20 protein-coding genes and 2 tRNA genes are annotated in these 19666 nt (G+C 36.9%); 7 read left to right on the forward strand and 15 right to left on the reverse strand.

Translation table 11 applies throughout. The features are described from left to right. Positions 1-2: 2 nt before the first annotated feature. Positions 3-605, reverse strand: a complete 603-nt coding sequence (locus GSQ84_RS15940; RefSeq protein ID WP_158798277.1) for a TetR/AcrR family transcriptional regulator — start codon at positions 603-605, stop codon at positions 3-5. A gap of 142 nt (positions 606-747) precedes the next feature. Between GSQ84_RS15940 and GSQ84_RS15945 the strand changes: the two genes are divergently transcribed. Beyond that, the gene (locus GSQ84_RS15945; RefSeq protein ID WP_158798278.1) at positions 748-1599 is read left to right on the forward strand and encodes an AraC family transcriptional regulator; all 852 of its coding nucleotides are present in this window, start codon (positions 748-750) and stop codon (positions 1597-1599) included. A gap of 150 nt (positions 1600-1749) precedes the next feature. Here GSQ84_RS15945 and GSQ84_RS15950 read toward each other — a convergent pair whose 3' ends face one another. Next, positions 1750-2967 (reverse strand): hypothetical protein, encoded by a 1218-nt coding sequence (locus tag GSQ84_RS15950; RefSeq protein ID WP_158798279.1) that lies wholly within the window; start codon positions 2965-2967, stop codon positions 1750-1752. 308 nt (positions 2968-3275) lie between these two features. Here GSQ84_RS15950 and GSQ84_RS15955 point away from each other — a divergent pair, with 308 nt between their 5' ends. The 3 genes from GSQ84_RS15955 (at position 3276) to GSQ84_RS15965 (ending at position 5466) form a co-directional block, all read left to right on the forward strand. Continuing rightward, entirely contained in the window at positions 3276-4079 is an 804-nt protein-coding gene (locus tag GSQ84_RS15955) for an alpha/beta hydrolase (protein WP_158798280.1), read from the forward strand. A 590-nt stretch (positions 4080-4669) separates the two neighbouring features. Beyond that, entirely contained in the window at positions 4670-5077 is a 408-nt protein-coding gene (locus GSQ84_RS15960; protein ID WP_158798281.1) for a hypothetical protein, read from the forward strand. 116 nt (positions 5078-5193) lie between these two features. After that, entirely contained in the window at positions 5194-5466 is a 273-nt protein-coding gene (locus GSQ84_RS15965; RefSeq protein ID WP_158798282.1) for a hypothetical protein, read from the forward strand. Between the two features lie 536 nt (positions 5467-6002). Here the strand turns inward: GSQ84_RS15965 and GSQ84_RS15970 are convergent. The 7 genes from GSQ84_RS15970 to GSQ84_RS15995 all read right to left on the reverse strand — a co-directional run bounded on the left by GSQ84_RS15970 (position 6003) and on the right by GSQ84_RS15995 (position 11016). After that, complete coding sequence (locus GSQ84_RS15970; protein ID WP_158798283.1) at positions 6003-7178, reverse strand: hypothetical protein; 1176 nt, start codon at positions 7176-7178, stop codon at positions 6003-6005. Positions 7179-7296: 118 nt separating this feature from the next. Continuing rightward, positions 7297-7737 (reverse strand): helix-turn-helix transcriptional regulator, encoded by a 441-nt coding sequence (locus GSQ84_RS28070; protein ID WP_254070883.1) that lies wholly within the window; start codon positions 7735-7737, stop codon positions 7297-7299. 15 nt (positions 7738-7752) lie between these two features. Continuing rightward, positions 7753-8241, reverse strand: a complete 489-nt coding sequence (locus GSQ84_RS28075; protein ID WP_254070884.1) for a hypothetical protein — start codon at positions 8239-8241, stop codon at positions 7753-7755. Positions 8242-8251: 10 nt separating this feature from the next. Next, positions 8252-8698, reverse strand: coding sequence for a GNAT family N-acetyltransferase (locus tag GSQ84_RS15980; protein WP_254070885.1), 447 nt, complete (start codon positions 8696-8698; stop codon positions 8252-8254). A gap of 539 nt (positions 8699-9237) precedes the next feature. Further along, a complete protein-coding gene (locus tag GSQ84_RS15985; RefSeq protein WP_158798285.1) occupies positions 9238-10545 on the reverse strand; it encodes a site-specific integrase in 1308 nt (435 codons plus the stop codon). A 234-nt stretch (positions 10546-10779) separates the two neighbouring features. Continuing rightward, positions 10780-10856 (reverse strand) — tRNA-Asn (locus GSQ84_RS15990). 86 nt (positions 10857-10942) lie between these two features. Then, a tRNA-Asn gene (locus GSQ84_RS15995) sits at positions 10943-11016 on the reverse strand. A 144-nt stretch (positions 11017-11160) separates the two neighbouring features. Between GSQ84_RS15995 and GSQ84_RS16000 the strand changes: the two genes are divergently transcribed. Continuing rightward, entirely contained in the window at positions 11161-12081 is a 921-nt protein-coding gene (locus tag GSQ84_RS16000) for a PfkB family carbohydrate kinase (RefSeq protein ID WP_158798286.1), read from the forward strand. Between the two features lie 48 nt (positions 12082-12129). Here GSQ84_RS16000 and GSQ84_RS16005 read toward each other — a convergent pair whose 3' ends face one another. The 4 genes from GSQ84_RS16005 to murB all read right to left on the reverse strand — a co-directional run bounded on the left by GSQ84_RS16005 (position 12130) and on the right by murB (position 14844). Beyond that, entirely contained in the window at positions 12130-12366 is a 237-nt protein-coding gene (locus GSQ84_RS16005; protein WP_158798287.1) for a cytochrome b5 domain-containing protein, read from the reverse strand. After that, complete coding sequence (locus GSQ84_RS16010; RefSeq protein WP_158798288.1) at positions 12366-13043, reverse strand: lycopene cyclase domain-containing protein; 678 nt, start codon at positions 13041-13043, stop codon at positions 12366-12368. The genes GSQ84_RS16005 and GSQ84_RS16010 overlap by 1 nt, the downstream gene beginning before the upstream one ends. Before the next feature lie 84 nt (positions 13044-13127). Next, positions 13128-13658, reverse strand: coding sequence for an RNA polymerase sigma factor (locus tag GSQ84_RS16015; protein ID WP_158798289.1), 531 nt, complete (start codon positions 13656-13658; stop codon positions 13128-13130). 169 nt (positions 13659-13827) lie between these two features. Then, positions 13828-14844 (reverse strand): UDP-N-acetylmuramate dehydrogenase, encoded by a 1017-nt coding sequence (gene murB, locus GSQ84_RS16020; RefSeq protein ID WP_158798714.1) that lies wholly within the window; start codon positions 14842-14844, stop codon positions 13828-13830. Positions 14845-15059: 215 nt separating this feature from the next. Here murB and GSQ84_RS16025 point away from each other — a divergent pair, with 215 nt between their 5' ends. Next, positions 15060-15668, forward strand: coding sequence for a TetR/AcrR family transcriptional regulator (locus GSQ84_RS16025; RefSeq protein ID WP_158798290.1), 609 nt, complete (start codon positions 15060-15062; stop codon positions 15666-15668). A 120-nt stretch (positions 15669-15788) separates the two neighbouring features. Continuing rightward, positions 15789-16400: a TetR/AcrR family transcriptional regulator gene (locus GSQ84_RS16030; protein ID WP_158798291.1), complete on the forward strand. Its 612-nt coding sequence runs from the start codon at positions 15789-15791 to the stop codon at positions 16398-16400. A 104-nt stretch (positions 16401-16504) separates the two neighbouring features. On the opposite strand, the gene lpdA is transcribed toward GSQ84_RS16030, so the two are convergent. Both lpdA and GSQ84_RS16040 read right to left on the reverse strand, forming a co-directional pair. After that, positions 16505-17911: a dihydrolipoyl dehydrogenase gene (lpdA, locus tag GSQ84_RS16035; RefSeq protein ID WP_158798292.1), complete on the reverse strand. Its 1407-nt coding sequence runs from the start codon at positions 17909-17911 to the stop codon at positions 16505-16507. 81 nt (positions 17912-17992) lie between these two features. Then, positions 17993-19660 (reverse strand): glycosyltransferase family 39 protein, encoded by a 1668-nt coding sequence (locus GSQ84_RS16040; RefSeq protein WP_158798293.1) that lies wholly within the window; start codon positions 19658-19660, stop codon positions 17993-17995. Positions 19661-19666 lie beyond the last annotated feature (6 nt).

Raw genomic sequence — 19666 nt, forward strand, 5'->3', positions numbered from 1 at the left:
ATTTATTTTATCAAGATACTTGTTTGGATGTACTCTGTGGCTATGTCGAGGATCTTGTCAACCTCTTTCCTATCTTTTGTTGCGCTCGCAATTAAAAAACCAAACTCTATAAGTGCAATTATATGCGCTGCGCTTTTTCCTGGATCGACAGTCAGCTGGAATTCGCCACTACCTTTACCTTTCTTTAGAAGAGTGGTTATTTCGTCCATCCAATTTAATAAACCTTTTGCTGCACGCTTACGCAACAATTCATAATTATCATCTGCATCAGTTAATGTATTCTGCATCGGGCATCCTCCCCCAGGAAATTTTAGGTTCATTGAACTATGATAGACGCTAACAACCATCAGCAGCTTTTCTCTAAAAGAATTGCATTTATCTAGTTTATCGTGTTCAATTGCCCTATATTTTTCAAGATTATAATCAAATGCAGCAAGAGCTACTTCTTCCTTATTTTGAAAGTTCCCGTAAATACTTCCGCTCGTTAGATTGGTAGCTTTGGTAATATCTGTTATTGAAGTGCCTGCGTATCCTTTTTTATTAAAGAGAACCGCAGTTGATTCAATAATATGCTTTCTTGTTTTTTCTGTTTTACTAAATTTCACAATGCAAATATAATGATCGTTATATTTTTATTATCATCATTATATATTTTTTGTAGATTTATATTTTGAAATCCCTAGCCAATTATGGATAATGAGGTAATGTTAAAATTATCTGTGGTATTATGAATCTTTTAATGATAAGATGATCGCTAAGCACCTAATATTTAATGAAAAATTACCTTTCGGTTTTGATATGCTAGATATTGATCAGTATGATGCCAAAACCCAAAGAAACCTCACTTCTCCAAGAAGGGCAGCATTCTATTGTATTATTTGGTTTAAAGAGGGCGCCCCTGTTCACACAATAGATTATACCCAGATAGAGGTTAAAGCGAATACATTTTTGTTCATCAGGCAGGATGCCGTTCAATTCTTTGATCAAAAGAATAAATACAGCTCACAATTAATCCTCTTTACAGATACCTTTTTTGCAAAAAATCAAACTGAACTTCAATTTCTAAAAAACTCCCCGATATTTAATAACACTTTAATCCAAGCTATCCCTGCTCTCGACGACCTTCAGCATATTTGGAGAAGTATGGTCAATGAGTTCAATGATAGTGATAAAAAATATAAGCCTAAACTTTTACGAAATTATCTTCATAATTTTTTACTCACCGCGGAAAGAGCAGTATTTACTGGCAATGATTCTTTTGATAATCGAAGTGTAGAACAAAATCATCTCGCTTCATTCAGGGAGCATCTGGAAAGCCATTTCCGGCAATGCCATAGCGTCGCATTTTACGCACAAAAATTATTCATTACTCCAAAGTCATTGAATAATGCGACCCAAAAACTTACTGGAAAAACAGCAAAACAAATTACTGATGAACGAATAATTCTAGAAGCTAAAAGGGAGCTCCTTTATAGTAAAGAGTCTGGAAAAATAATTGCATTTTCATTGGGATTTGATGAACCTACTAATTTTTTCAAGTTCTTTAAAAAGCAGACAGGTCATACCCCTGCATCTTTTCGCTTGTTTTACCTCGGCTGATCAGTGAGGGCCCTGGGACAACTGGATAGCCTAAAGTAATGAAGACATTATATGCTATAGAGGAAAATTAAAAAACAACCTCGAATTCAATATCATGATTTTTATGGCCGGAATAATTCCGGCCATGAAATGGTCACCGATGACCCTGATTTAACACACCTCTCCGATATACTTTTCCATGCACAGAAGTAGACCAACAACAGGATACCTGCTTGTATTTGTTAATGTCAACTTCCCGTTCACAGTAATGACTCCTAAAGCCTGGCCTTTTCCTGCTCCGGGCATAATCATTGGGCCATAAATCGTTTTAATATTCAGCAAACCATAATTTGAAGGAAATGGATATCTGCCAAGGTTAGATAGCATAACATCGAAACCCAGGGATTGATCGATAAAATCATTAAGGTCGTCTGTCGAACCAACCAGCCGGCGAACCTGTTCCATATAAGTTATTAAATAATCAATATTAGATGAAGATGCCATATTCTCCTTGTTGCTTCTTGCCAACTCCCAAAAATTTAAAATGTCGCCTAACGCAATATTTGTTATATTCGATATGGAATACATTCCGATGTCATCACTGATATTTAATAGCGTCCTCGCCGATATAGGAGACATGATAACTAATTCGCTGTCAGCCTTTGATGAAAGATGAAACATGGCAACTGCGGCAGCGGCCTGGAGTACCCCATGCACAGACGTTTTTTCCTTTTTTGCCTTTTTTATTAATTTTCTGGTTAGCGCTTCTGAAAACTGGACAATCTGGATTTGAGCAGGCGGCACTAATTTCCTTTTGCTTATTAACTCACTAATATATTCTGGAGTAAGCTTTTTTATAAGTTTTTCTCCGATTGACTTATTATCAAACCCAAGCATAGCATCAATTGATGGCGATAATGATGGTTCTTTTAGTATTCCGCCGCTAACAGCAGTTAACGAGTCATTAATCAGAAAAATCACGGACATACCGTCAGCGGCAGGATGATAGGCAGCAACAATGATCGTGCAATTTTCTGCCTCATGATTTAATGTTATTCTTATTAAAGGATCGTTTATCGGATCTATTTTTTTGACCAGTTCTTTTTCCAGTTCTAGTATAATGGATTTAGAAGACTTAGTGCCAAATTTTAAAGGTATTTTGAAGTCCTTCTGTGCATCAAAGTATATTTCCGAACCATCAATCTTTCCTAACTTAAATGTTAATATGGGATGCCTTTGCTGAAGTGCAGCTACAGCTTCCGACCAGCTATCAGCGGTACTCTTCCCTTCAATTTCTGCTGTTATTACAAAGTGCTTTGGATCACTGTAATCCCATGAAAGGAATAAAGCCTCCAATGCACCGATAGATCTTCTTTCTTCAATATCCATTATTATATAAGTTTAAAAGCTGTGTATTCAGCACCCAAACCTACAGCTACTATTAGGAACTAATTTTAACCTCGGTTAAAGTTAGATTGTTTTAATTCCTTTTCACCTGTATTTCAATTCAGAAAAACTCATCTTTAAATGTATTAGGCTAAAAAGCTGCGTAGGAAGAAAATTACCATAAAATGGCATATTATTACCTTTGAAAAACAACGTGCGTTAAGGACATTTACTTATCACAACAACAATCATACGGTAGCGGTTGAAAAGCACTCACTTCAGCAATTAGATTACTATTTAAAATGAAAAAAATGTCAGTTATTAGATCCAATACAATAGTTTTTCTGCATGGTCTTTTTGTGAATGCAAAATGCTGGGATGAATGGAAATTGTTCTTTGAAGAAAAAGGGTTTACCTGTTATGCCCCTTCTAACCCGTACCATGACGCGGAACCTGATCAGCTTCGAACCTACACGGACCCGAAATTTCGCAAACTAAACTTTAAAGACTTGGTGAACAATGCGGCTGATTTTATTGACAATCTGCCCGAAAAACCAATTCTTATCGGGCATTCCCTAGGAGGTTTAGTAGTTCAAAAACTATTATCGATGAACAAGGGAATTGCCGGAATTTGTATATCAACCGCCCCCCCACTAGGTATTATCACCTTTAAATGGAGTTTTTGGAGATCAAACTTTCCGGTGATCAATTATTTTATGGGAAACTCTCTTTTTAAGCCATCCAAAAAATGGTTCCATTACGCGATGACCAATACGATGACGTCCTTGGAGGCGGATCAGGTCTATGAAGATTACTGGATACCAGAAAGCCGCAACATTCCACGTGGCACACTTGGATTGTTCGCCTTCATTAGTTTCAAGAAGACTAGGTCGCCTTTATTATTTCTAAGCGGAGAGCTAGATCATATTATTCCGTCCTCATTGGTAGAAAAGAATTTTAAGGCTTATAAAAATAATACAGCTCTTAATGTTTATAAAGAATTCCCAAACAGAGACCATTTTATTTTAGGAGAGACCGGCTGGCAGGAAGTGGCCGAATATGCAGCGGATTGGATTAAATCGTTAAGTACTAATTTTTATGGAAGAACAATGTAGTAGGCAAATCTTTCAAAGTCAGCCGGATAGCTGTTCATATAACCTTGATAGATTTCCTACTTTTTTATCTTGACAATTCTTTTTGTATAGGCTATATTTTAGATTTGCACGCCTTGTCCTACATTCTTATCCCCTAAAACCTTTCTAATGCCGTATTTAAAATAATGATAGGGTTCCGTTTAACTCGGTAAGTATTAAAATAATTTTCGCTCTATACTAAAGTAGATAAGATCTCGATGGTTATATGTATACTCAAATCAGTAGAATTGAGCATACACTTGGAAACTCTATGTATTCAAATATTGCACTTTTTATTAATAATATATTAAAGCTGACAATTTTTCTCATAAACAAAATCAAGTTAAATTAGATCATCCTCAAATACTAGCATTGACGGGATTTCATATATCAAAAAAGAAAGGCTAAGCCGAAGAAATAAGCAACTTTTATATAGAAAAGGACTAAATTCGACTTTTCAATTGTCATTAAAATGTAACATAAAGCATTATTGAAAAACAATTTCGAACACTTTTAAGACTACATGATTCTTAATGATACTCTATGATTATTCATTGTGACAATCCCTAAAAGTGTATTCAAACAAAAATAACCAACCACAATCTATTGACTGTCAATTGGTTATCCTGAATTATTGTACCCGAGAGCAGGATAACCCCGATTCAGCAGAAGCACCCAAAATATTAGGTAATGACGGCGCGGGCGATTACAAGGCTGCTAAAGCCCAGTCGCCATGTACTCCGGACACTGCTCTTACGCTTATTGACCCGGCGATTGCAAATTATCGGTCAGATCATATCACAGTTAGCATGGCCATCGGTTTTAACCATGAGGAATTCATGCACAAATTGAGCGATACCATCGCTGTCGAAAAGCTGAAATTGGCAAAAGGCCTGCCTTTACTCAGCGAAATAAAACTTGACCCGAAAAGTGCTTATAACAAGCTTAATATGAATATCAGTTCAGCCTTTTGGCCTTGAATTCGGCGGTTTTCAGTTATTTAAGGATTCCTGTAGATTCCGATTCTCTATCATTGCTTCTTCACATTTGAATCCTAAAAAGGTCTCGGGAATTACCCCCATAAGAGCCGTAACAAATGCACTTGATGCTGCAGGCGATCATTTTATTCGGCGTATCCGCACCGGGTAAGGCGGATCAGGGAATGAAAAGGTTTTATCGCATCGGTCATTCTTATCAAGTCGTTTTCAAGGTTGATATCTGCGTTCAGCAAGTTAATTCACTTTACCTGTTAACGCCGATGTTGGATAAAGAAAACGCGAAATTACTGGAGGATGAGATCCTGCTGGAGCGTTTGCACAACCTATATGGGGATAACACAACGACAGAAGCTAAAAAAAAGATATCCTAGAATATTAAAAAGACGGAAGAGAATGTCGAGATCTTCGGTTTTTCTATTTCAAGTATTGCTTTTCCATTCGTAGTTTTTGTTTCAGAAGCCTTACTTGCTATTCTGCTAATATTCTTTGTCCGTTATCAGATACAGGAAGAACATGAGTTTCTGATAAAAGCGGATGATGAAAAAGATTGGATATTGCCGCTTATACATCACCGTTGGCTAAGAGGCATTCTTTGGATTTTCCTACCTACATTGACCATATACCTGGCTTATCCGTTCTACGCCTTACCTTTTTATCTGACGCTGCTTTTTTGGGGCTTGATCATCTTGAGCCTTAGTCTGAATTTTATTTCCTTTAGAGAGACAACTTTTTATTATTTCCGTAAGGGTGAGGCTAATTCTGGTTTTGGCGGATTGTCTGACAGCCACCGGAAATCATTGTTTTCTTAATATGCTCTTTTGTATCTCCTTTGGGCCGCGCTTCCCGCTTTATCTTTCGGGGAAAGGATACCGCTGCAATCGGACTTAGTCAATTTCAGACCAGTCAACTATGAATCTTTGTAATTAGACATGTTGTAATTTTCATTCAACCAATTCAACATAGAAATAAGATTTCCCTTTAGCTTCTGGGCCGTACTAAAATCTACATTTGTTGATTTTTTTCTTAAACTTTCAGCGGATATAAAAGTTGTTTGATGGGTGTAAAAGTGGTTAGCGAAAAAACTAAATTGCTCTCCAATGTTTTCTTTTTGCAATAGACCTTTTTCCATTTGCATCCTGATAAACAATGCGAATTGTGCTACTGAAAGATTTACTTTTACCTTACCAGTTGATTTATCTGCCTTTTCATCTTGAAGGATAACTCTCTGGATTTTGAGCATTTTAAGAAGAAAATGTTCTTTTTCTGAAATAAAGTTAATAAGTTGATCGACTGTATTGTTAAGTTGAGGCAACATAAGAAGCTCTCCTAATTGTGGCAAGCAAATTAATTTGTCCCTTTCTTTAAGCAGCAGAACTAATTGTTCATGTAACCCATCGAGATTGTCTAGACAACTATTGTATTTGGTAACGCAGTAAAAATAAAATTCTGGAAGATTAAATCCATTTAAATAAAGAATTTCTATTAATCCCTCCGTATCTAAATATACTTGTCTGTTAATAACACTCATCAAGCTATTGCAATATTCAACATTTGAAGCATTAATTCCATTTTTCTGGATCATTTGATAAATTCCTCTTTGAACTACTGTCCTGAGGTTAAGATCAATATTACTTTTATCCAATTGAGACAAAAATATTGCATAATGTTCTTTTAGTGCCATCACTAAATTTGGCCGCGCAAAAAGCGTAGCAGGCATGAGTTTACTAATTTGTGGCGACAGCTTACCAACTTTCTCTAGTGAGTCCTCTAAAATAAGTAAAGCATTCAGGTAAAATGATTTAATTGAAGGACCTACATTTTTCTGATTCCATGTTAAAGCTAAATGATGAAGATAGTTATAAATTGTGTTACTTATATCAACAAGGCATTTCAAGATGGATCTGATTTGTTTCTTATTGATTAGTCCTTGTTGAATAAATGTGTTTTTCAGGATTTTTAAATTGGTTGTCAATTCCTCAGTTAATGAGAAAAGCTGCCCATCAGCACAAGAATAGTTGATAAGTTGTAGTGGATGGATAGCAAACTCCACCCAGTTGGCTAAAAAAATAAGCTGTTCATTCATAGGTAGGTCATTAAAACAATAGTTTTGATAAGATGTATATCAAAAATCAGGACGATAACTGTGAAATCAAATACGTAAACAGGAGATTTTACTACGTAATTCTACTTAGATCAAAATTTTAGGACACATTTTTTATATCCAGAATGCCAAATTCGAGTTTCCGCAGTAATTCCAGGCGCTTATGAGTATGAGTTTTGAGCATCATATTCTGAATGTGCGTAGTGACGGTCCGTTCAGAAATAAATAATCTGGCTGCTATTTCACCGGTCGTATAACCTTCGTGTAGAAGCCTAATAACTTCAGTCTCTCTGGTAGTAAACTCATAATACATACAATTTTGTCCAAACACCTCCGGTCTTAAACCATTCAATGAGATATCCTGAAGTTTATTAATAGCATCCCTATCCTGCCTAATAAATTTAACGATAAATATTCCGGTAACAACCAGAAAACCGGTATTTGTAGAAAGAGCTTCTGCCTGTTGTCCAAAGTCAAAGTATGCAATTATTGTCATAGCCCCCCAGGGAACAAGGGCTGCGTAAACTATTATCTCTTCCAAAAAGTATCCCTGTGATCAGCGTTCTTTATAAACAGAGCGGATAGCCTTGAATATTGCCCATAGCAATACGAATGAGTAAAAAAATGGAATTACAATACCATCATGAATAGCAAAGGACAAATCGCGATTCAAAGAATATGATATCACAAAAAACAAAAGATAAGGTAACATTAGGAATAAAGGAACTCCATAGAGGGCGTGAAACCGTAAAGACCTAAGATTAAAAGCTTTATAAAAGTAAAAAGGGAAATAAGAGGCCATTAAAAATCCAGTTCCATAGGCTATGATATTTTGCACATATATTGGAATGGAATAATTAGGATCTGGAAGAAGCCCACCTGTGATATTATACAGAATCAGCAAAGAAAGAAGTATTAAATACAACTTGCGTTGTTTATCCCGGAGTCTGGTTAAATACCCTGCAAGCAGGAAAATCAACATCAAGACTTCAATTACGACAAAAATAAATGTAACCAGAAGCATCTCAGTTCCAAATACCAGCATTGCATTATTATTAAACGATGATATTTCGCAGAAAAAATAAAGTGTAATCTAGGTTGAGCTCATTGTAAATCTCAAAACCAAATCGCTCATACCAGGGTATGTTTTTTAAAGTGGATGTTTCCAGGTAAATTGGTAGATTTTCGTCGATTGCTTTTAAAACAATCTCCTGTAATAACGAGCTTCCAATACCTTGATGCTGGTACAAGGTGTCAACTCCAATGAACCATAGATATGCCATTGGTTGTTTAGGCTGTAAATTTTTGATTAAACTTTCCCGTTTCATGGTCTTGATAATTCCACCTACTCCAATTGCGGAAGCTATTAGCTTCGCATCAAGCCAGATCGACTTCCATGTTGTTTTTTTTTGTTGAGGATATAAAATCAGCGCACAACTTTTATTGTCATCAGAGAGAAAGACGTCACCAAACATCCAGCATACATCAATTGAGTATTCCATTAATGCCTGGATACACTTTATGCGGCTATTGTCTTGTTTGACAATGTAATTCACACTTAAGTTACTATCGAAAGATTTCGTTAGAAGATCTATTATTAAGTTTTTGTCTTCAGGATTGGCCCTTTTCATAAATCAAGACTTGAAATTACAAAACTAATATACAACTTATAGGAATATAACCTTATTTTAATTCTTTTATATCAAAATAGTTACCTTTATGGATATTTATTGTTATAACTTATAAAAGTTTTGAAGTTTGTAAAAGCGGATGGAAAATCATTTTTTACTAATCCGGTACAAAAAAAGGATCCAAATTCCAAAGCCAACAATGAATGCCGGTAATGGATTTTTCATCGTCAAACCAGACAATAGGGCACCAGTCGCAATTATGCAGGTCAAGAAAAATAGAATTAGGTTTTTCATGATACTCAAATTTAATATTTTTTTAATTATTTATTAATCATAGAAATTTATGATAACCAACTGCGCCAGAAGCCTAGGATCATGCTGAGTCGTCGACGGGGCATGATCCTTATGCTTTAAGCAAATTTCATAATGATACCATTATCTATTAATTCGTTAAATTTTTCTTCACTTAATAGTTTAATAACCTTTTCTTGTAGTTCATCAACAATACTCCAATCCTTATCAACATAAATGTCAGTCGTTTTTCTTCCGTGATCCACGTGATTCAATGCCAGCGCCACATCATCCTTACTCATTCGACACTTGTTCCTCGCGAGATTGCCAACGGTATGACGAGCCCAGTAATAGGTAATCCCATTAATAGAAAGCATATTGCAAACTTCCCTCATTCCCTTGCTCAATGCTTTGTTTAGGCCGTTTATATTGGAGTACCTTTGACCTAGATTTCCAATATATTTTTCTAGCAAAGGCTTGGCTTCCTCTACTATTTTAATACTGATAAAGGCATTGTCCTTCCTTTTATTCCGGGTTTTTGATCTATTATAGCTTAGTCTTCCTTCACCAATATTCGATTCGTTAATTTTATAAAGATCAACCGCATTGATACCACACATATAAAACGAAAGCATAAATAGATCTCTTGCCAACTCCGCCCGGCTGTTACACTTTGGTTTGCAATCCCTGATATCTTTAAGGGTTTCTACATTCGTATTTCGCTTCCTTGTTATTGGCGCTTCAATAATTTTATATTCATCAAAAGGGTAATGCTCGATCTTAATTATCCCTAAGCTCTTTCTATTATACTTTTTGCGTGCATGGTTAAACAAGGACCTAAGGTCTCGCATATAAATATGAATACTAGCATCGGTCAATGGTGGCTGTATGGTTGTAACTGTTTCATTAAATTGGTTAGGCCTTGTCATCGTTCTTTCCTTCCTCAGATAACGCTCCCAATCTGAAAGCATATCGATATTGATTTCATTAACAGATACAATCTTTCGATTGAAAAAGTCCACAAGACTATTTTTCACAGTGTTGAAATTAGCGGCACTTTTATCTATACCCATCTCTTTAAGATCATCAACAAATTCTTCACAAAACTTAATGAAATCAATGTTTTGTTGAGACTGCATCAGAAAGTCTTTTAAATCTTCAGAACTGAATAATTTCAGTTTTGGACCAAGATTACTGATTGCGAGCCTATACTGTTCAAGTTCTGCATTGACAAGGTTTTTAACAAAGGGGTCTTTGATCAAAAATTCTCTCTTATTGTAGGGATGATCTTTTAGCTGTTTACTGCTAAGGTAATGTGGTGTATCGATATACCTTTGCTCATCTTTGTGATAAACCCTGATTTTTACATTGCAAGTGCCATCATTTTTGTAATGGTGTTTGTAAATTTTTGCTTCTACTGTTGCCATTGTTTAAGTTGAAAAATTGCGTTTACGGATACCGGAAGCCCTAAGTCGCGGGATTTTTCTTGTCAAATATTTGTAACGGTTTTTCGTTAAGTTCTACAATTTAAGCTGTAAAACTTGAAGAAAGTTGGCAATTGAAAATTGTCTGGAGTTAGGATAACTTCCTATTATGGAAATAAAAAACCCCATCCTATACGCTAGAAATGGGGTTTTATGTGATTTTCGGTCTGAAAATCTTGGCTCCCTCTGCTGGGCTCGAACCAGCGACCCTCTGATTAACAGTCAGATGCTCTAACCAGCTGAGCTAAGAAGGAGTACTCTGGTTATTTAATTTGAAAACACAAGGTCTTCTATATAACAGAAAAAGCCTTTCAGTAAAAACTGAAAGGCTTTAAATCTGCTCCCTCTGCTGGGCTCGAACCAGCGACCCTCTGATTAACAGTCAGATGCTCTAACCAGCTGAGCTAAGAAGGAGTATTCTGGTTATCCTGAAAACGCTTTCTGGCTTTAATAAAGAACATAAAGCCTCGTTCGTTTTGGGAATGCAATATTAGGGCTTTTAAATTATTTATGCAATATTTGCAGACAAATAATTGAAAATAATTTAAAATAAAACATATGAGCCTGATAATCATAGGGAGTGTAGCATTCGATGCTATCGAAACTCCCTTCGGAAAAACTGATAAGATCGTAGGTGGTGCTGCTACCTATGCAAGTTTAGCCGCTTCTTACTTCTATAACAAGGTGAAAATAGTTGGTGTTGTAGGAGATGACTTTCATCAGGAAGACATCGATACTTTTACCAAACACGGTATCGATACAGAAGGCTTACAGATCAAAGCAGGTGAAAAATCATTTTTCTGGTCGGGCAAGTACCACAATGACATGAACAGCAGGGATACGCTAATCACAGAACTAAACGTATTGGCAGACTTTGACCCGATTATCCCTGAGAGCTATCAGGACTGCGAATATCTGATGTTAGGCAATCTTTCCCCGCAAGTACAGCAAACTATCATTAAACGTCTTAAAAACAAGCCTAAATTAATCGTTTTGGATACGATGAACTTCTGGATGGACGTAGCAATGGAAGATTTGCTGGAAACGATTAAATTAGTAGATGTATTAACCATCAATGACGAGGAGGCAAGACAACTCTCAGGAGAATATTCTCTGGTTAAAGCGTCGAAAAAAATCCTGGCGATGGGACCAAAATATCTGATCATAAAAAAAGGTGAGCACGGTGCATTGCTTTTCCATGAAGATAAAATATTCTCCACCCCTGCACTGCCCTTAGCTGAAGTATTTGATCCCACAGGAGCCGGAGATACCTTTGCCGGAGGATTTATCGGTTACCTTGCAAAAACAGATACAGTAAATTTTGAAACGATGAAAAATGCTATTATTTATGGTTCCGCATTGGCCTCTTTCTGCGTAGAGAAATTTGGTACTGAAAAGATTATCAATCTTACCCAGCAGGATATTACTTCACGTATAAAAGAATTTATTGCCCTGAGTGCTCATACCATTGAAGCTTAGTGATCAAAACATAAGAAAAAAAACGTCAGTCTAAACAACTGGCGTTTTTTATGCTTTCAATTTACCAATTGCTACAAATTTTTCAAAAACGGTATGCGTATGTGGTGCATCTGCAAGTTCGGCGGTGAGGTCCTGCCCTGCCCAATGTTCGTAATGTTTTCCATTTCTCCATAACCTGCTTTCTCCAACATCATAGATCATGCCCTGGAAAGCTACCCATATTTGCGGTTTATCCTGGCCATTTCGCAGGGCGAGTTGCTGTCTGGTATATTCCGGCAGATCCATTACCGCTGCGATCTACTTTTAAACAATTCGAAAAGGTAAACACTTAGCAGCAGCATCGCCATAAAATAAAAATGGCTCTCAAAAGGAATATGTCCCAGGTTAAAATTAAGGGTTTCCAGTTGATTGTACTGAACAGCAGGTAAAGTGGTTAAAATACCGTAAACAAGGTAAAAGGGAACTAAGGAAATGATAAAGGCCCGGTAAAACCGGTACATAAACCTGATCTTATTTACATATTCGATATACAGCATAAATGCCAGCAGTATAGAAAAGGTAAATAAAGGATAAAACTTCCTGTGGCCAAAATATAACATGGCAATGCATATTCCCATGATGATATGACTCAACGCAAGGCTGTATTTCTCCAGATTATTATCTGGAAAACGTATATTCAGAAAAAGGTAAACAGCCAATCCGGAAAGAGGTAAAACCAACAGCAGCAGCAGTTCTTCGATTGGCAACTCCCACAGGGTCATCCCTGTTAAATAAGGCGGGTTAAAAACAACCACTTTGAACTGGGTAAGGAACTCTGTAGGAACAGAAAAGGTAAAAACATTAATTAAAACAGCCAGAATAATAAATTTGCTATCATTCGTAAAATTCAGTTGTTTAATGGAAAATAATAAAACCGGGATCAATAAGAGTCCAAGATCGATTAATAAGTAGGTATAGTTCATCTATGATGCTGAGCTGGACCTCAAATATAAAACAAAAAGCGCTTAAAAATAATTTAAGCGCTTTTCAAAAGGAAGATGATGTTTTTAAGCGATCTCTGTTCCTAAAATTTCTTTAGAATAAGTCTTCAGGTATTTTTTCAATATCTGACGGGCCACGTGAATCCTGGTTTTTACTGTTCCGATAGGAATTTCCAACATGTCTGCAATCTCATGATATTTATATCCTTCAAAGTACTTAATGAAAGGTACATAATATTCAGGCTGCAAAGTTGCCAGGGCCTTGTTGATATCACCGATAACGAACTTGCTGTCGATGGTATTTTTAGTTGCACTGTAATGAAGGTTAGCAGACGATATATCTTCAGATTTTGTGATCAGGGCATTGGTTTTAACCAGACGTCTGTAATTATTGATAAAGGTATTTTTCATGATGGTGAATAACCATCCTTTCAAATTTGTACCTTCTTTAAATTTGCTGTAATAAGTAACTGCCTTAAGCATGGTATCCTGAACAAGATCGTTTGCGTCTTCAATATCTTTAGTAAAATTTAAAGCGAATGACTGCAAAGAAACCGAGTGGTTATGGAGCTGGAGGTTAAATTCATTTTTTGTCATAATGTTTTAAGTTTTAAGGTTAAAGAGCAAACAAACAGGATTTTAAAGAGTGGCGCTGTCAGGTTTGTTTAATCTTGTATATTAACACTTATACAACATATGTACCAAAAAATCAATTCAAAGGCATATGGTAATATTTATCGGATAATGTTTAAAAATCACTTGTTTTTTACAATATATTGACCTCACGTTCCAGTTTAACCCCAAATCTGGCCTGCACAGTGTCTATAATCTTTTCTGAAAAACTATACACTTCTTTGCCGCTTGCACCACCATGGTTCACCAAAACCAGCGCCTGATTTTTCCAGGTTCCGGTATGTCCATCAACTATTCCTTTAAAACCACATTGTTCAATTAGCCAGCCAGCTGCCAGTTTCATGTGTTCTTTACCGGCAGGATAACTAATCAGTGCCGGAAAAGCGTCTTTTAATTTCAGGTATTCTGCTTTTTCAATGATGGGATTCTTGAAAAAGCTCCCTGCATTACCTATCGTTGAGGGATCGGGTAGTTTACTAACCCTGATCTCTGATACAACCCTGGAAATATCGTCTATCGTAGGCTGGCTTATATTTCTTTCTGCAAGCACTGCTTGTATCGCACCATATTGAGAATTGATTTTAGCATCCGCACTCAATTTAAAAGTTACAGTAGTGATGATATACTGTCCCTTAAGTTCATTTTTAAAAGCACTGTCCCTGTAGGCAAAGCGACAATCTGAATAATCAAACTTCCTGATTTTTCCCGTCTCTATATGAAATGCTGTACAGCATTCAAATATATCTTTTAGCTCTACACCATAAGCGCCTATGTTTTGCACCGGAGATGCCCCTACTGTACCGGGAATAAGGCTTAAATTTTCCATTCCTGCAAAAGCCTGCTGTACACAGGATTTAACCAGGTCATTCCATATTACCCCGGCTCCCGCAGTAACCATCACTTTATCACCAAAAACGTCAGACTCAATACCCGGGATACTGATCTTCAGTACAAGCCCATCAAAATCTTCTGTAAATAGCAGGTTACTGCCTCCGCCAAGTACTAGTAATTTGTGGTCTTTAAATAACGCCTGCTCTTTTAACTCATGTAAATCATTCTCGCTGAAAATCTCAGCAAAAAAACGAGCCTTTACATCGATGCCAAAAGTGTTAAAAGGTTTAAGGGATATATTTTCTTGTATCAGATGCATATAGAGGAAATGGATATTTGCTGCAAAGGTAGATAATGTCCCGATATATGCGACCTTTAACAGAGATTCATCTGCAAACCCGGAAGCATTGACAAAAGTTCGATACATGTAATAAACATGTTAAATACAAGATGTAATAATTTTGCATATTTTACGGTCGATTATAACCGAATTTAAGCCGACATCCCTAACAGAAAAAAAGCCTTGCTCAGAAAATGGAAAATCAGGATAAAAAAAGATTATTGATCATAGACGCGGCGTTAAAACGTTTTGCGCACTATGGTCTCGCAAAAACCACGATGACGGAGATTGCGAAGGATATTTCTTTTTCAAAAGCCCTGCTTTATTATTATTTTCCAGATAAACTAAGTCTCTATGTAAGTGTAATAGAACATATGATGCATACCTTAAGCAGGGACTTGATTAAGTCGGTAGAAAAAACCTCAACAGCAACAGAAGGAATTTTAATACTGCTACAAAAGAGACAGGCCTTTATCCAAAAATATTACAAACTGATAGAATATACTCAGATGATTGGTCCGGAGCTACCGGAAGCTCTATATGAAAAATTTACCCGCGCAAGGGCATTCGAATTAAAAATCATTACAGAACTGCTTACCAAAGGAAATACAACCAACGAGTTCTTTATAGAAAATGTTCCGTTTACAACAGAAATATTTGTGGAAGCAGTATCTGGGATTCATTTTAACATTCTTAAAAGGGCTAAAAATATTTTCCCGGGTAAAGAAGAATTTAAATTGATCTTTCTAAAAGAAAAAAGATTTGCAGAAATCTTCCTAGCGGGATTAAAACCAGTTAAATAGGTCACAAAAATGTCATTTATTTCATAAGTTATATAGAATCAGTCTATCGGCTTCTTTATTAAAAAAGGTTGCTTTATTTTTGACTATAACATCTATATAGTCAGAAGGTAAAAAAGTATAATGGCAGAAACTGATAAAAAGCGGGAACTAATTATAGACGGTGCAATCAAGCGTTTTATTCACTATGGTATTAATAAGACCACGATGAATGAAATTGCAGAAGACCTGTCTGTATCCAAACCCTCCCTGTATTATTACTTTCCAGATAAAACAAGTTTAACCCTTGGGGTGTTTGAAAAGATCTTTGATGATTATTTTCAACTACTGGACAAAGACCAAAAGTCCGGATCAGGAATTGAAAGTATATTATTAAATATTATTGAAGTCAAATACCGCTTTTTTCTCCGTTATTACATGCTGCACTTATCTTACGGCAATCCTGATTCTTCAATAAGCTCTGTGGAACTAAGATCTTTTTTAGAAAAAGCCTTTGAAAGAAACTGCAAATACCATGAGCATATTTTTGAGCAGGCGATGGCTAATGGAGAAATAGCTCCCCAGGAAGATATCGCCAAAATTGCAGAACTTTACCTTTCGTGTCAATCGGGACTTACTTCATTGTGCATCATACATGGGAACAAAGAACTCCTGCCCGGAAAAAAAGAGGTTAAATTAATGAGGGAAAAACAAATTAACTTATCTAAAATATTCATCAAAGGATTGATCAAATAGATCGCTTTCATTTTCCGTCCGAGATCAGCATTAAATTGATGTAAATAAAAAACCTGCAGGGATCTCTGCAGGTTTTTATTTAAATATGGTTCAGAAGTTTAAAATTAAATATGAATAGCCCTGTTAGCGGTTGCAGCCATAGCTGCTTCTTTTAACGCTTCTGTATAAGTTGGGTGAGCATGACAAATCCTTGCAATATCTTCTGCTGACGCACGATATTCCATAGCTACCACAGCTTCTGCGATCATATCGGCAGCACGCGGGCCAATCATGTGAACGCCTAAAACTTCGTCAGTAACTTCATCTGCAAGCACCTTCACAAAACCGTCAGTATCCATACTGGCTTTGGCACGTCCGCTGGCTTTGAACGGGAATGAACCTGTTTTATATTTAACACCTTTTTCTTTCAGCTGTTCTTCAGTAGCACCTACCGAAGCTACTTCAGGCCAGGTATAAACTACGCCAGGAATCAGGTTATAATTGATATGTGGTTTTTGCCCCGCAATGGTTTCAGCAACATAAACGCCTTCATCTTCTGCTTTATGAGCAAGCATTACACCACTGATTACATCACCAATAGCATATACTCCCGGAACAGATGTTTCCAGATGTGCATTTACAGGAACTTTATTTCCGCGTTCTTCAGTTTTAAGACCAATATTCTCTAATCCTAATCCTTCTGTATAAGCAGTACGGCCAACAGCAACAATACAATAATCAGCTTCCATTTTCACGTCTTCACCCTTTGCATTCTGTGCAGTAACTGTTACAGTTTTACCTTTAGCAGTTGCACCTGTAACCTTATGTCCCATGAAAAACTCCATGTTCAATGATTTTTTCAGCACACGCTGCAGTTCTTTACCCAATCCGCCATCCATCGTAGCAATCAGGGAAGGAAGATATTCTATAACAGAAACCTTAGTACCCAGACGGGCATATACAGAACCCAATTCCAAACCAATTACGCCGCCACCAATAACGATCATCGTTTTAGGTACTTCTGTAATATTCAGGGCTTCTGTTGAAGTAATGATACGTTTTTTATCGATCGGCAAAAATGGTAAAGCAGTTGGTTTAGATCCTGTAGCAATTACCACATTTGTTGAAGTGATCGTCTCTGTACTTCCGTCAGTTTTGACGATTTTGATCGTATTTTTATCAACGAAAGACCCTACTCCTTCAAAACTATCTATTTTATTTTTCTTAAACAGGTAGGTGATACCAGCCGTATTCTGCGCAACCACATCATTTTTACGTGCAATCATTTGCGGCATATTTACTTTAAGATCTTTCAGATCAATACCATGGGTAGTAAAAGTATGTGCAGCATTATGATAATGCTCAGAAGAATCCAGCAATGCTTTTGAAGGAATACAGCCTACATTTAAGCAGGTACCGCCAAAAGTTTTATATTTTTCTATAACTGCTGTTTTTAAGCCTAATTGTGCACATCTTATTGCGCTAACATAACCACCAGGACCAGAACCAATAATAACGACGTCGTATTGCATAATGATAAATTTTGTGGTGCAAAGTTAAGCATAAACCCCGAAAGAAATAAATTCCCGGCAAAGCGGTTTATGCTTATTCTGTCAATTTATCAGTACAACTTCTGTGGTGCTTAATGTTTCTTTACGGGTGGCGTGATTTAAAAATTTTCCGCTGAGCCTGGTGATCCTGAAACTATCAAAAGATTTAAGCCTTTTTAGGGATACACCCTGCTTTACATACTGGTCTATGAGGTCTGCATCAGCATACAGCAGATATGGCTTTGGAGGCAATAGTGACTCTTCACCGCTCCTGCTATAATAAACCGGCGCATCGGTATAAAAGTCCAGCGCAAAACCGAAACCGATCCGGCTTTGCACTACAGCCAGGTTTTTTGGATTGTGATCATTGATCCAAAAAGCAGCTTCACTATCAGCCTGATAAGTGAGCAACTTAGGATAATAGGCCAGGTTAAAATAAAGGTTTACAAAGAATACTGCTGTACAAACCTGGTAAAAAACCTTAAATCGTCCATTAGCAGAGGAACGGGTAACAGCAACAAATAAAACTAAGGTTAGCAATAACAGTAAATCCGTTAAAAGCGTCATATTTCCCGGACGGAAAAAATAATGTATAACCAGGATCAGGACCACCATGACAGTGCCAACAAAGGTCTGGGCTATCCGGATTGCTTTCACAGAACTTTCTAACTGAAGGTTACACAGGTACTGCGCACAAATAGTAGAGAAGAAAGGAAATACGATAGTGATGTAAAACGGCAGCTGAAATTTAGATAGGGAAAAGACCAGAAAAGTGAGCAGCGAACCACAGATGCAATACCACTCAACCTGGGCCGGTTTTTTAAAATGCCGGCGAAAAAACTGGAATATAGCTGTATAAAGCAACAAACTCCAGGGCAGGAAGGCCCACAAAGTAGTGTGCAGAAAAAAGGTGGGGTCGCCTTTTGATTTTTTTATCGGCCCATTATTAAAGAAACGACCAAACTGGCTATCCCAGAAGAAAAACTTAATCCCCGATACCTGCTGATGACCAAAAATAACTTTCTCAGGATGCAGATCAAACTGGATATATAAGGTATAGAGTTCAGGGATAATAAAAATGAGGATCAGGATCACCGCTAATGGCCATCTAAAGTTGAACACCATTTTCCAGTTCTTCTTAATCAGCAGCTCTCCCCCTATTGCTCCGCCTATAGGGATCAGCGCAAATACACCCTTTGTCATCACAGCACAGGCAGCAAAAAAACAGGCGATAACCAAGTGAAGAAACCATTTTTTACCCAGAGATTTGTAGAAGTGATAAACACTTGCTATAATCAGCCCTGTTAAATAAGGTTCCGCCCTAACATCCATCGTGCAGATGATAATATGCTGTGACGTTAATAATATCAAAACTGACCATAGCGCCACTTGCTCAGTATATAAAGCTTTGGCTAATTTATACGTATAGGCAGCCGCCAAAAGAACAAACAAAATACCGGGAAGCTTGTACGACCAGCCAGCGACACCAAAAAACTTAAAGAAAACAGCAGACACCCAAAATGGAAAATGGGGTTTGTCCAGCCAGTCTTTTCCCTCCACAAATAAGTCAGAAAAATTATTGTGCTGCGCCATGTTTTTAGCAATTGACGCATATAAAGCACCATCAGGTCCCATTACAGGAACAAATAAACCGGTAAAATTCAGAAACACGGCAAACCCAATGAAAAGGTAAAGCCACTTTTTTGTCTGATCAGAAAGTTCTTCCTGCATAGATTT

The organism is Pedobacter sp. L105 (assembly GCF_009765875.1).
Lineage (GTDB): Bacteria > Bacteroidota > Bacteroidia > Sphingobacteriales > Sphingobacteriaceae > Pedobacter.